Source organism: Bradyrhizobium sp. CER78 (assembly GCF_029846235.1).
In the GTDB taxonomy this organism is placed as follows: Bacteria; Pseudomonadota; Alphaproteobacteria; order Rhizobiales; family Xanthobacteraceae; genus Bradyrhizobium.
This window is the reverse complement of the sequence record NZ_JARVWP010000019.1, coordinates 48,437-61,187: the sequence shown is the minus strand read 5'-3', so window position 1 is coordinate 61,187 and position 12,751 is coordinate 48,437. Positions and strand designations below refer to the sequence as shown.

General features: G+C 65.4%; 13 protein-coding genes. 2 read left to right on the top strand and 11 right to left on the bottom strand.

The genetic code is table 11. The annotated features are described in order from the left end of the window. The first annotated feature begins 7 nt into the window (after positions 1-7). Positions 8-463, top strand: coding sequence for a MarR family winged helix-turn-helix transcriptional regulator (locus tag QDT69_RS30640; RefSeq protein WP_279710199.1), 456 nt, complete (start codon positions 8-10; stop codon positions 461-463). 155 nt (positions 464-618) lie between these two features. Here QDT69_RS30640 and QDT69_RS30635 read toward each other — a convergent pair whose 3' ends face one another. Next, entirely contained in the window at positions 619-1,815 is a 1,197-nt protein-coding gene (locus QDT69_RS30635) for an amidohydrolase family protein (RefSeq protein WP_279710198.1), read from the bottom strand. Between the two features lie 168 nt (positions 1,816-1,983). Here QDT69_RS30635 and QDT69_RS30630 point away from each other — a divergent pair, with 168 nt between their 5' ends. Beyond that, positions 1,984-2,757, top strand: coding sequence for a ferredoxin--NADP reductase (locus QDT69_RS30630; RefSeq protein ID WP_279710197.1), 774 nt, complete (start codon positions 1,984-1,986; stop codon positions 2,755-2,757). A gap of 143 nt (positions 2,758-2,900) precedes the next feature. Here the strand turns inward: QDT69_RS30630 and soxA are convergent, their stop codons facing one another. The 10 genes from soxA to QDT69_RS30580 form a co-directional block, all read right to left on the bottom strand. Beyond that, on the bottom strand, positions 2,901-3,674 hold the full coding sequence (gene soxA / locus QDT69_RS30625) for a sulfur oxidation c-type cytochrome SoxA (RefSeq protein ID WP_279710195.1): 774 nt from the start codon (positions 3,672-3,674) through the stop codon (positions 2,901-2,903). Next, complete coding sequence (soxZ, locus tag QDT69_RS30620; protein WP_279710194.1) at positions 3,671-3,991, bottom strand: thiosulfate oxidation carrier complex protein SoxZ; 321 nt, start codon at positions 3,989-3,991, stop codon at positions 3,671-3,673. The genes soxA and soxZ overlap by 4 nt, the downstream gene beginning before the upstream one ends. Next, a complete protein-coding gene (locus QDT69_RS30615; protein ID WP_279710193.1) occupies positions 3,991-4,452 on the bottom strand; it encodes a SoxY-related AACIE arm protein in 462 nt (153 codons plus the stop codon). The genes soxZ and QDT69_RS30615 overlap by 1 nt, the downstream gene beginning before the upstream one ends. An 8-nt stretch (positions 4,453-4,460) precedes the next feature. Beyond that, a complete protein-coding gene (soxX, locus tag QDT69_RS30610) occupies positions 4,461-4,916 on the bottom strand; it encodes a sulfur oxidation c-type cytochrome SoxX (protein WP_279710192.1) in 456 nt (151 codons plus the stop codon). Next, positions 4,903-6,174, bottom strand: a complete 1,272-nt coding sequence (locus tag QDT69_RS30605) for an NAD(P)/FAD-dependent oxidoreductase (RefSeq protein WP_279710191.1) — start codon at positions 6,172-6,174, stop codon at positions 4,903-4,905. The genes soxX and QDT69_RS30605 overlap by 14 nt, the downstream gene beginning before the upstream one ends. 57 nt (positions 6,175-6,231) lie before the next feature. After that, positions 6,232-8,418 carry a molybdopterin cofactor-binding domain-containing protein gene (locus tag QDT69_RS30600; protein WP_279710190.1) on the bottom strand — a complete coding sequence of 729 codons (2,187 nt, stop codon included), beginning with the start codon at positions 8,416-8,418 and terminating at the stop codon, positions 6,232-6,234. A 10-nt stretch (positions 8,419-8,428) separates the two neighbouring features. Beyond that, entirely contained in the window at positions 8,429-8,878 is a 450-nt protein-coding gene (locus QDT69_RS30595; protein ID WP_279710189.1) for a 2Fe-2S iron-sulfur cluster-binding protein, read from the bottom strand. A gap of 154 nt (positions 8,879-9,032) precedes the next feature. Next, complete coding sequence (locus tag QDT69_RS30590) at positions 9,033-10,433, bottom strand: MFS transporter (RefSeq protein WP_279710188.1); 1,401 nt, start codon at positions 10,431-10,433, stop codon at positions 9,033-9,035. 424 nt (positions 10,434-10,857) lie between these two features. Continuing rightward, entirely contained in the window at positions 10,858-11,838 is a 981-nt protein-coding gene (locus QDT69_RS30585; RefSeq protein WP_279710187.1) for a tripartite tricarboxylate transporter substrate-binding protein, read from the bottom strand. 45 nt (positions 11,839-11,883) lie between these two features. After that, positions 11,884-12,672, bottom strand: a complete 789-nt coding sequence (locus tag QDT69_RS30580; RefSeq protein ID WP_279710186.1) for an IclR family transcriptional regulator — start codon at positions 12,670-12,672, stop codon at positions 11,884-11,886. Positions 12,673-12,751: the final 79 nt, after the last annotated feature.

Here is a 12,751-nt window from a genome sequence, read left to right as displayed (position 1 = left end):
TAGAATGATGGCGAGGAGTGCTGCACAGAAGCGAACCGTCAAGGCGGTCAAGCCCGGCTACGTGCTGGATGAACAGATCGGCTTCATCCTGCGCCAGGTGTCGCAGCGCCATGCCGTGATCTTCGCCCGCGAGATCGGCATCAATTTGACGCCGACGCAATGGGCGGCGCTGTCGAAGCTGTCGGAGGTCGGCGCCTGCTCGCAGAACCAATTGGGGCGGCTGACCTCGATGGACGTCGCGACCATCAAGGGCGTGATCGATCGGCTGACCGCGCGCGGCCTGACCGAGACCGCGCCCGATCCCAATGACGGCCGCCGGCTGCTGGTGAGTCTCACGCGCGCAGGCCAGCAGATGGCCGACAAGGCCGCACCGAATGCGCTGGTCATTTCCAGGGAAACGCTGGCGCCACTCGACGCCAAGGAGCGCGAGACGCTGATCGCATTGCTGGGGAAATTGCGTTGACACAAATCTAACACCGTCACCCTGAGGTGCTTGCCTCTTCGGCGAGCCTCGAAGGGCGGCGGCCCGGCTTTCGCCGCGCGGACGTAGGCGGGCCGTGCATCCTTCGAGGCTCGCAAGAGCTCGCACCTCAGGATGACGGGTCGTACAATTGCCCCTTACTTCGCCACGATCTCCGGCACCCTGCCTGCCGGCGGGGTGTTGCGGCTGCGCTGGGTGCGGACGATGCCGTCGATGATGGTCATGCCGATGCCCGGAAGATCGCCGAGCTGAACGCTCTCCAGGATGTTCTTGCCCGGCGAATGCTGCGCCTTGTCCATCAGCACGAAATCGGCGGAGCGGCCGACCTCGATCAGGCCGCAGTCGAGCTCGCGCATCCGCGCGGTGTTGCCGGTCGCAAGGCAGAACGCCAGCTCGGCGGGCAGTTCACCGAGCGAGGACAGCAGCGAGACCATCCGCAGGATGCCGAGCGGCTGCACGCCGGAGCCGGCCGGCGCGTCGGTGCCCAGGATGACGCGGTGCAGGTCGCCCATCTCGCGCGCGGTGCGCAGCGTGAACAGCGCCGAGCGCTCATTGCCGTTGTGCACGAGCTCGAGCCCGCGCTTGCAGCCCTCGCAGATGCAGCGGATCTGATCGTCGGGCAGCGCCGTGTGGCCGCCATTGATGTGGCCGACCACGTCGGTGTCGGCCTCCAGCACCACGTCCTTGTCGATCAGACCTGAGCCCGGGATCGACGGGCCGCCGGTGTGGATCGTGCTCTGGATGCCGTATTTGCGCGCCCAGCCGACCATCTTGCGCGCGGTGGGCCCGTCCTTGACGCCGCCGAGCCCGACCTCGCCGAGCAGCTTGACGCCGGCGGCGGCCATTTCCTTGAAGTCGTCCTCGACCATCTCGCATTCGATTACCGGCGCGCCGGCATGCACCTTCACGCCGCCGGGCCGCAGCGTCCAGAACGCGCGCTGGGCGAAGATCGCCATCGCCTTCACGCCGACCACGTCGCGCGGCCGCCCCGGCATGTGCACTTCGCCGGCCGAGATCATGGTAGTGACGCCGCCATGCAGATAGCTGTCGATCCAGTTGATCTGGTTCTGCCGCGGCGTCCAGTCGCCGGCGACGGGATGGACGTGGCTGTCGATCAGGCCGGGCGCGACCGTCGTTCCCATGGCATCGACGATCGTGGTGGCGCCTTCGGTATCGACATCCTTGAGGCGGCCGATCGCAGTGATCTTGCCGTTCTCGGCGACGATGGTATCGGCGTCCAGGATCGGCTTTTCCAAAGCTCCCGACAGCAAGAGCCCGATATTGCGGATCACCAGCTTGCTGGGGCCGCTGGCCTGGGGCGCGTCGTGAGCCATGGGTGGTTTCCTTCTGCTTTCTTCCGGAATTGCCCGGGAATTTGAGCCCGGCTTGACTTTTCGATCAAGCCGGATTATTCGTTTGTATACGAATGATCGTATACAAACGATCCGGCCGGTCAACAGGATTCAAGTCCCCCGCCGCAGCGCAAATCAGGGATTGGTGCGATGAGCAATTTCAACCAGGAAAGCGTCCTCAGAGTTCATCATTGGACCGACACGCTGTTCTCCTTCAAAACCACGCGCAATCCGTCGTTCCGCTTCCGCAACGGCGAGTTCACCATGATCGGGCTCAAGGTGGGGGAGAAGCCGCTGCTGCGTGCCTATAGCGTCGCCAGCGCCAACTACGAGGACACGCTCGAGTTCTTCTCGATCAAGGTGCCGGACGGCCCGCTGACCTCGCGCCTTCAGCACCTGAAGGAAGGCGACGAGATCATCGTCAGCCGCAAGGCCACCGGCACGCTGGTCATCGACAACCTCGAGGACGGCCGCAACCTCTATCTGATCGGCACCGGAACCGGCCTCGCGCCGTTCCTCAGCGTGATCAAGGATCCCGAGACCTATGACCGGTTCGAGAAGGTCGTGCTGCTGCATGGCTGCCGCCGCGTCAAGGAGCTCGCCTATGGCGAGATGATCACCGAGACACTGCCGCAGGACGAATTGATCGGCGATCTGGTGCGCGACCAGCTGATCTACTATCCGACCGTGACGCGCGATCCGTTCCGCAACCGCGGCCGCATCACCGACCTCATCACCTCGGGCAAGCTGTTCGCCGATATCGGCCTGCCGGCACTCGATGCCGCGCATGACCGCGTCATGATCTGCGGTTCGCCGGCGCTGGTCGCCGACACCCGCACGCTGCTGAACGGCCGCGGCTTCGTCGAAGGCAATCACGGCGAGCCCGCGCAGTTCGTGGTGGAGAAGGCGTTCGCCGAGCGTTAAATCTTCGCACTGACCTCTAGCCCCGTCATTGCGAAGGGTTCGCGCAAGATTGCACAGCAATTTTGCGCCGAAGCGAGGAAGCAATCCATCTTCCGGTACAGCCGGGAGTAATGGGTTGCTTCGCGTCGCTCTCAATGATGCGGCTAAGGCCTGACGGCCGGCGTCTCCACCGGCATGCCGCGCGCCCGCGTCATCAGGTAAAGCTCGAGCTCGACCAGTTCGGGCGAGCCGTAATCATAGGCCTGCGCGCGGATGCCGGTGATGCAGGCGCGCAGCCGGCGCTGCAACGACCCCAGCGCCTGCCATTCCAGCCGATAGAGCGGATAGCCGGTCGGTTGACCCTGCGTGATCGGGCTTCCCGCGAGCTTCTTGTCCCAATTATCGTCGTGGCAGTTGGCACAGGCCAGATTGAGCTGGCCCTGCCGCTGCACGAACAATGCGTGGCCCTTTTCGACGAATGGTGCGAGGTCCGGATCGTCGCCGGCTGCGATCGGCACGCCGCGCGATTGCTGCGCGACATAGGCGGTCAGTGCCAGCAGCTCGCGGCTTTCATAGGCGAAGGGCGAGGCCTGCTGGTGATTGCTGCGGCAAAGGTTGATCCGCCCTTCGAGATCGACCGGCTTTCCCAGCGTCTTCTCGAAAGCAGGATAATGCGCCGCGACGCCCTTCATGCTTACGCGCGCATCACTGTGGCAGTCGGCACAGGCCTTGTCCGCGCTGCCGGCCTTGCGCTTCCACAACGCCTCGCCATCGAGCACGAACAGCATGCCTGGATTGGCGGTGTCCTCGTCCTGCATCGCCTTGGTGTCCGCGCTCATGAAACTGTAGCCGGAGCGGCGCTGGTCCAGCGAAATCTCGGTGGCGAGCGCCGCGCCCGCCATTGCCGTCAGCAGCGCGATGCAGAGCGCAATCCTCATTCGACCGTGATCGAAGCCGATGCGGTCTCCGAAAATCCCTTGTCGCCGATCCACTCGAACTCGAACTTGCCGCTCTCGGTCACCGTCGCGAAGAAGGTGATGAAGGGATTGGCGGCGATCGCCGGATAAAGATCGGCGCGGAACACTTCGATGCCGTTGAAGCGGCAGGTGAAGCTGGTGATGATGTCGCGCGGCACCACGTCGCCGGATGCAGTGTGGCGATAGCCGGTCTCCATGATGTGCGACATCAGCGTCTTGATCTCGATGACGTCGCCGCGCTTGGCCTTCTTCGGCACGTTGATCAAGGCCGACGGCATCAGATCGCCTCCTCGGTGCAGGCGGCGAGCGTCACCACGACGTCTGCGGTCGCCGACCAGAACGTGTCGTCGGAGAGCCGCGCGATCGCGGTGACCTTCTGGCTGTCGGCGAGGCGGATGCGGGTCGAGACCTGGGCGCGCCCGGCGCGCGGCCCGAGATAGAAATTGCCGATGTTCGGCTGCGGGTTCTTCTCGTTGAAGACATGGATGCTCTTCACATACTCGTCCGCCGTCATCGGGCTCGTGACGCTGACCGTCATCGGCACGGTGTTGCCGTTTTCGACCAGCGGCGGAATGTCGAGCTTGACCTTGCCGGTGCGCACATTGGCTTCGCCGACGACGTTGCGGATCGCAGCCGACAGCATCGCCGGCGTCGCGTCGACCGGGCGCACGATCACCAGCGCCGCGGCTCCGCCAGTGAGGCCGAAAAACGTTCGCCGGGTGTGTTCCGAATTCGCCATGCTTGGTCCTAGTTCTTCAGCGTCATCAGATAGGCCACGACATCCTCGATCTGCTCCGCCGACAGGATCGGCTTGCCGCGCCATGAGGCGCCGACGCGCGTGAGTCCATCGACGCGATAATAGGACGGCATGATCGTCGCCGCATTGAGATGCGCCGCATCGACCAGCCGGAGTCGCAATTGCCCTTCCGACCAGCGGCCGCCGCTTCCGGACAGGTTCGGCGCGAGGTCGCCCTGGAACGCCTGCTCGGGGAATGGGCCGCTGTGGCAGAGGATGCAAGTGCTGGAACGCTCGACCACGAGCGCACGGCCGTGGGTCGCGTCGCCCTTGGTTCCCGTCAGCGAAGCTGAAATCGCATCGCCGACCACAGTGTAGGGCTGCAATTCCTCAGCTCCTGCGGGCGCGCAAGCTGCGAACGCAATCGCTGCAAGCGATACGATGAGGGAGCGCCTAGCCAAAGGCATCTCCCGTGATGGTCTTGAACCACTCGACCGCCTGATCGGCCTCGCGTTGGCGTATCTCGCGTGGCGCGTCGACCGGACTCGTGGTCACCTCGGCCTCGGCATACTGATCTTCCTTCGGCTGATAGATGCCCTTCAACGAGAACGCGTAGCCCGGAGCGACTGTGTTGTAGCAGGCGCCGTCGAGCCGCGGCGTCTCCGGTGCCTTGCCCGCGAGCGCGTTGACGATCGCCGCCGCGCAGGCCCGGCCCTGCGCCGCCGCGGCGGAGGCCGATTTCGGGATGCCGCCGGCGATCGCGGCATCGCCGATGACGTGGACATTGGGCACAAGCTTGGAGGCAAAGCTGACCGGATCAATCGGGCACCAGCCGGTGTGGTCGGCGGCGCCCGCGATCTCGGCGATGCGACCGGCGCGTTGTGGCGGGATCACATTGGCGACTGCGGCGGTGTAATTGCCGAAGTCGGTGACGATCTCGTTGGTCGCCGGATCGACCGACGTCACCCGTCCGCCTTGCGACAGCGCGATGCGCTCGATCATGCCGGGATAGAGCTCTGCCCAGGCCTTCTCGAACAGCTTCTGCTGCGAGTAATTGTCCTTGGCGTCGAGCAGCAGGATCTTCGACTTCGGCTTGTTCGCCTTCAGGTAATGCGCGATCAGGCTGGCGCGCTCGTAAGGCGCGGGCGGACAGCGCAGCGGCGCGGCCGGCACCGCGATCACGACGAGGCCACCGTCGTCCATGGCCTCGAGCTGCCTGCGCAGCAGCATGGTCTGCTCGCCGGCCTTCCAGGCGTGCGGCATCTTCTCGGCGGCGGGCTCGTCATAGCCGGGCAGGGCGCCGAAATGCATGTCGATCCCGGGGGCCAGCACCAGCCGGTCATAGGACAGCGTCGTGCCGTCGGCGAGCGTGATGCTGCGCGCCTGGGCGTCGACCTTGCTGGCCGCCTGCGCGACGATCGTGATGCCGTCGGCCGCAACCTTGTCGTAGCTGAATTGCTGCACCGAAAGCTCGCGCAGGCCGGCGATCACCTCATTGCTGAACGGGCCGGCGGTGAAGGTCTTGTTCGGCTCGATCAGCGTGACCTGAAGTTTTGCGTCGAGCCGCCGCAGCGCCCGCGCACAGGCCGCGCCGCCGAAGCCGCCGCCGATCACCGCGATGCGCGCTGTGCCTTGCGCCGGCGCCGGACACGCCAGTGCGGCCGCTGCGACGGCAACAGCGCCACGGACCACATCCCTGCGCGTCTGATGACGCGTGACGGCCATGCAGGACAATCCGAAAAAAGGAAGCGGCGGCCGCTCGGACCGCCGCTTCGGGTTTGCTCAGGCGAAGGAGATGTTCTGGTTGCGCAGCGGGAAAGAGCGGATGCGCTTTCCTGTTGCGGCGAAATAGGCGTTGAGCACCGCCGGCGCCGCAACGCCGATGGTCGGCTCGCCGACGCCGCCCCAGAACCCGCCGCTCGGCACCATCACGGCTTCCACCTTCGGCATTTCGTTGATGCGCATCGAGTTGTAGGTGTCGAAATTGGTCTGCTCGATGCGGCCGTCCTTCACGGTGCAGCCGCCGTAGAACAGCGCGCTGAGGCCGTAGACGAAGGAGCCCGCGATCTGCCGCTCCACCTGCGCCGGATTGACGACATAGCCGGGATCGGTGGAGGCGACGATGCGATGCACCTTGATCTTGCTGCCGTCGGTCACCGAGATCTCGGCGGCGCCGGCAACATAGCTGCCATAGCCCATCACCTGCGCGATGCCGCGATAGATGCCCTTCGGCGCCGACGTATCCCAGCCGATCTTCTCGGCGACCGCATTGAGCACGGCGAGATGCTTGGGATTCTTGCCCATCAGCTTGCGGCGGAATTCGAGCGGGTCCTGGCCGGCGGCCTGGGCGAGCTCGTCCATGAAGCATTCCATGTAGATCGCGTTGTGATTGACGTTGACGCCGCGCCAGAATCCTGGCGGGACGTGCGGGTTGCGCATCGAATGCTCGACCAGCAGGTTCGGCACCGAATAGCCGATCGCTGCCTCGCCGGATTGTGCGACGCCCTGGAACGCGGCGGGGTCCATGCCGTTCTGCAGCGCTTCGGGACGCACCGAGAACAGGATGGATTGGCCGGACAACCGGTAGTGCAGCGCGACCAGGTTGTTGTCGGCATCGAACGCGCCGGTCAGCTTGCACTGCGTGACCGGGTGATATTTGCCGTGCTGCATGTCCTCTTCGCGCGACCATAGCAGCTTGACCGGCGTGCCCGGCATCTGCTTGGCGATCGCCACCGCCTGCCGGACATAATCGGTCATGCCGCGCCGGCCGAAGCCGCCGCCGAGCATCAGCTTGTGCACGTCGACCTTCTCGGCCGGCAGGCCGGAAGCCTCCAGCGCTGCCGCGAACGCCGCTTCGCCATTCTGCGTGCCGCACCACACCTCGCATTTATCAGGTGTGTAGAGCACGGTGGCGTTCATCGGCTCCATCGTGGCGTGGTTCTGGTAGGGATAGCTGTAGACCGCTTCCACCTTCTTGGCCGCGCTTGCGATCGCCGCCTTTGCGTTGCCGTTCTGGTTGCCGACATAGGCCGGCTGCTCATCGTCGAGACCCTCGGCAAGCCACTTCGCGATCGTCTCGCTGGAGACTCTTGCGTTGTCGCCTTCGTCCCAGACGATCGGCAGCGCATCCAGCGCGGTCTTGGCGTGCCACCAGGTGTCGGCGACGACGGCAACCGCGCTGTCGCCGACCGGCACCACCTTCTTGACGCCCTTCATGCCTGATATCTTGGCTTCGTCAAAGCTCTTCACCTTGCCGCCGAACACCGGGCAGTCCTTGATCGCCGCGTTCAGCATGCCCGGCAGCTTGACGTCGATGCCGTAGATCATCTTGCCGGTGGTTTTGTCGACGGTGTCGAGCCGCTTCAGGCCCTTGCCGGCGATGGTCCAGTCCTTCGGGTCCTTCAGCTTGACGTCGGCCGGCGGCTCGAGCTTGGCGGCGGCTTCCGCGACCTTGCCGTAGGTCGTGGTCTTGCCCGATGCCGCGTGGGTGATCACCCCGTTGGAGACCTTGCACTCCGCGGCCGGTACCTTCCACTCGTTGGCGGCGGCCTGGATCAACATCACGCGCGCGGTGGCGCCGCCCTTGCGGACATAGTCCTGCGAGGTGCGGATGCCGCGGCTGCCGCCGGTGGAGAAATCGCCCCAGGCGCGCTTGCGGGCGACGCTCTGGCCGGGTGTCGGATATTCGGTCGTGACCTTCGACCAGTCGCATTCCAGCTCCTCGGCGACGAGCTGGGCGAGGCCGGTCAGCGTGCCCTGGCCCATCTCGGAGCGGGCGATGCGAATCACCACGGTGTCGTCGGGCCGGATCACGACCCAGGCATTCACTTCAGGCGCGCCGTCGGCTGCGCGCACCACGGAGGGGCCGCCGAACGGCAGATCGAGTCCGAGCGCGAGGCCGGCGCCGGCGGTTGCCGTGCCGATCACGAAGGCGCGGCGGTTGAGTTTCGGCATGACGTGCTGGTTCATCGATGCCTCCTCACGCGTTCGCGGCAGCATGGATCGCTTCGCGCACCTGCTGGAAGGTGCCGCAGCGGCAGATATTGGTGATGGCGTCGTTGATGTCGTCGTCTGATGGCTTCGGGTTTTCCTTCAGCAGCGCCGCGACGGCCATGATCATGCCGCTCTGGCAATAGCCGCATTGCGGCACGTCGCTTGCGATCCAGGCGAGCTGCACCTTGTGCATCACGCCGCCCGCCGCGAGGCCCTCGATCGTGGTGATGTCCTTGCCGGCCACTTCACCGACCGTGACGCCGCAGGAGCGCATCGCGACGCCGTCGACATGCACCGTGCAGGCGCCGCATTGTGCAATGCCGCAGCCGTATTTGGTCCCCGTCAATCCGACATTCTCTCGAATCGCCCACAGCAGTGGCGTGTCGTCCTCGACGTCTACATTGATTGTCTTGCCGTTGATTTTGAGGTTTGCCATCGCTTTCCCCTGAATGGTCCGATCCTCCGATCGGACTTCGGGGCGATGTTGGCCTCGAAACTGGAACGGTTCAAATCAAGAATATGCGCTTGCAGCGCGGAAGAAAGTTGATGCCGCGGTGTATGGTCGCGCCCCTGCGCGCGTTACATGCCTGTTATGTCTTTTGCGGTGAGGCGACGGCCAAACGCAGGAAGCTCATCACGCTGCCGAGCGCGGCAAATCCAGCACCCAACGCCAGCGCCACGGTGGCACCCTCGCGATCGGCGAGTGCAAAACAGAGCGCGGCGAGTGCGGCGCCGGTGGTCTGCCCGATCAGCCGCGCGGTCGCAACGATGCCGCTGGCGCTGCCGCTGCGATGCGACGGCGCGCTCGACATGATCGCCTTCATGTTGGGGGTCTGGAAGAAGCCGAAACCGATGCCGCAGATCATCGTGCGCCAGACGATGTTGGCAACGCTGGGCTCCGGCGGCAGGGTCGCCAACAGCACCATGCCAAGCCCGAGCAACAGCATGCCGATGCCGCCGAGGATGCCGGCCGGATAGCGGTCCGACAGCCGGCCGCCGATCGGCGCCATGAAGGCGACCACCAGCGGCCAGGGCGTCATGAAGAAGCCGGTCTCGACCTGCGAGCGGTGCAGTATGTCCTCGAAGTAGAACGGCAGCGACACGAAGGCGAGGCCCTGCACAGCGAATGAGCAGACCGCGGTCGCCGCCGACAGCGCAAAGATCGGCCGCCGGAACAGGTCGATCGGCAGCATCGGCGCCGGATGATCGGCATGCCGCCGGGTCAGGATCCAGCCGAACACCAACGCGCCGACGAGCTCGGTGATAACAAGCGCAGGCGTTGCCTTGTGGGCGGCGCTGCCGATGCCGATGATGAAGAGTCCGAGGCAGGCGCAGGCCAGCGCGGCGCCGAGAAAGTCGAAGCTGTGCTTGGCGCGCGGCGTCGTCGGCAGCGTCTTCAGGCCGATCAGCAATGCGACGATGCCGAACGGAAGGTTGACGGCGAACAGCCAGGGCCAGGTCCCGAGCGCGAGGATTCCGGAGGCGATGGTCGGCCCCAATGTAAAAGCTGTCGCGACCACCAGCGCATTGTGGCCGAAGCCGCGGCCGTGCATTCGGCTCGGATACACGAAGCGCACCAGCGCGGTGTTGACGCTCATCAGGCCGCTGGCGCCGAGCCCCTGCAAGGTGCGCGCGACCAGGAGGCTCGGCAGCGACCATGCCAGCGCACAGCCGAGTGACGCCAATGTGAACAGCAGGAGACCGCCGAGATAGATCCGCTGATGGCCGACGATTTCGCCGAGCGCGCCGAGCGGCAGCAACGTAGCGACCAGGGCGATCTGATAGACGTTGACGACCCAGACCACTTCCGCAGGGCTGACATGCAGATCGTTCGCGATCGCGGGCAGCGCGATGTTGGCGATCGCGGTGTCGAGCGAGGCCATTGCCAGCGCCGTGAAGATCGCGGCCACCGCCCAGCGGCGGCGTTCCCAAGGCAATCCATCGGTGATCGGCGCGGCTGCCGCGCCGGTGATCGGAGTCTTCTCGAGCATGCCTGACAATGTCTCCGGGATCGCCATGTACTACGCCGGCACCGCGTTCCCCAGCCGCGCCATTGCATGATGCGTATGCGAAGCGGCCTTGCCGGGGCGCGGCTGGTTGCGGGGAGGGCCGGCGTAGTGGCGCAACAAGTTCAGCGTCGTCCCGGCGAAGGCCGGGACCCATAACCACCGATACTGCTTGTCGCCCAACACCGGTACAACAAGTCCCGCTCGCGACGTCCGCCGCGGCGTATGGGTCGCGGCCTTCGCCGGGACGACGCCCGAGGGGAGCCGTGGGGTCGTTCCCGCAAGGGCAAGGGCGGGCGATCCAGTACGCCGCGGCCTCTCGGTTCAAGCGCAAACGTCTCTGGAATACTGGATCGCCCGGTCGAGCCGGACGATGAAACCATAAGGCGTTTGACAGTTGAATCAGAATCTACTGCAACGCCATTCCCGACGTCTTGACGACGGTGGTGAGCTTCTGCCGATCGGCCTTCATCAGCGCGGCGAGCTCGTCGAGCGACATCGGCTTGCCCGGAATGTTCGCAATCGAGAGTTGCCGCTGCACGTCGGGATTCTGCAACGCCTTGTTGATCGCCGCATTGATCTTCGCCAGCAGCGGTGCCGGCGTCGCGGCCGGCACGTAGATGCCGTACCAGGGAACGTAGGCCGCTTCCGTGAAGCCGGCTTCCGCAATCGTCGGGACGTCCGGTAGGTCGGGGACGCGCTTGTCGGTGAACACCGCGAGCGGCTTGACGCTGCCGGCCTTGATGTGCGGCAGCGCGAGTTCGAGCGAGACGATCTCGAAATGCATCAGGTTGGTCATCAGGTCGATCAGCGCCTGCGGCTGGCCCTTGTAGCCGACATTGGTCAGCTTGATGCCGGCGACCTGAAACAGTTTTTGCGCGCTGAGGTCGATCGAGGATCCGGTGCCGGGATTGCCGAAGTTGAATTCTCCGGGCTGCTTGCGGGCGAGCTCGACGAACTCGCCGATGCTCTTCACCGGCATCGACGGATGCACCAACGCCACGCTCTGATTCCAGACGGCAAGGCCGACGCACGTGAAATCCTTGGCCGCGTTCCAGCCGGCATCCTTGTAGAGATCGGGGTTGACCAGCAGCGCGGGACCGGTGACGAGCCAAGTGTAGCCGTCGGGCTCGCTGCGCGCGACCGCAGCGGTGCCGATATTGCTGTTGCCGCCGGGGCGTGCCTCCACCACGACGGTCTGCTTCCAGTCGCGGCCGACCTGCTCCGTCACCGCGCGCGCGACGATATCGACGATGCCGCCGGCTGGGTAGGGCACGATGATGTGGATCGGCCGGCTCGGATAACTGTCCTGCGCCCGCACGCCGATGCTGCCGCTCAGCGCCGTGATGACGCCCACGAGCAAGGCGATCGCGGTCGTGATGCCACGCATGTCTCCCTCCCCAGATCTGCCGCATCGTTCGTTGCGATGCGTGTTCTAGTAATTCGTCACCAGCGAGCGGATGCTGCGGGCGAGCCCGAGGATGCGCGGCCCGCATTCGCGCTCGATCTGCTCGGCGCTGAAGCGGAACGAGGGGATGCCGCAATTGACCGACAGGCATTCGCCGGCGGGCGTGCGATACAATGGCGCGGCGACGCCAAAGATCTCGCGCCGCCATTCGCCGAGCGAGACCGCAAAGCCCCGCTCGTTGCAGAGCTCGACGTCCGGCAGCGTGCGCCGTTCGACATAGTCGAGCTCCTCGGGGCGTTCGGCCTTGACGCGCGCGACATAGGCGTCGCGTTCGTCCGTCGTGAACAGCGACAGCAGCGCGCGCCCGACCGCGGTTGGCGCCAGCGAGGAGACGAAGCCGACATCAGGCACGTGCGGCACCGCGTCCGTCGTGCGCAGCGTCTCGACATAGATGAAGTCGAGCCCGAACGGCATCGCGATCGACACCGTGCCGCCGGTGTAGGCGGCGAAGTCGCGCATCAGGGGGCGCGCGAGCTGGCGGACCTTGAGCGACGACAGCACCGGATAGGCGGCGGCGAGCACGCCGAGCCCGAGCACGAAGCGGCCCTTGGCGTCGCGCCTGAGATAGCCGAGCTGCTCCAGCGTGTAGGTCAGGCGCGAGACGGTCGGCCGCGACAGGCCGGTGTGCTCGGCAAGCTCCGCATTTGAGAGCGGACCTGCGTGGTTGCGGAAGGCGGCCAACAGGTCGAGCCCATGCGCCAGGGTGGTCGCAAAGGACGGATCGGTCTGGGGTTCGAGCGAGGACAATGCCGCCATACGAAATAATGGTCCTAGAGAGACGGAAATGTCAATATACCGAAATGAATTTGCAAATCGTTTCGATATGGGCTTATGT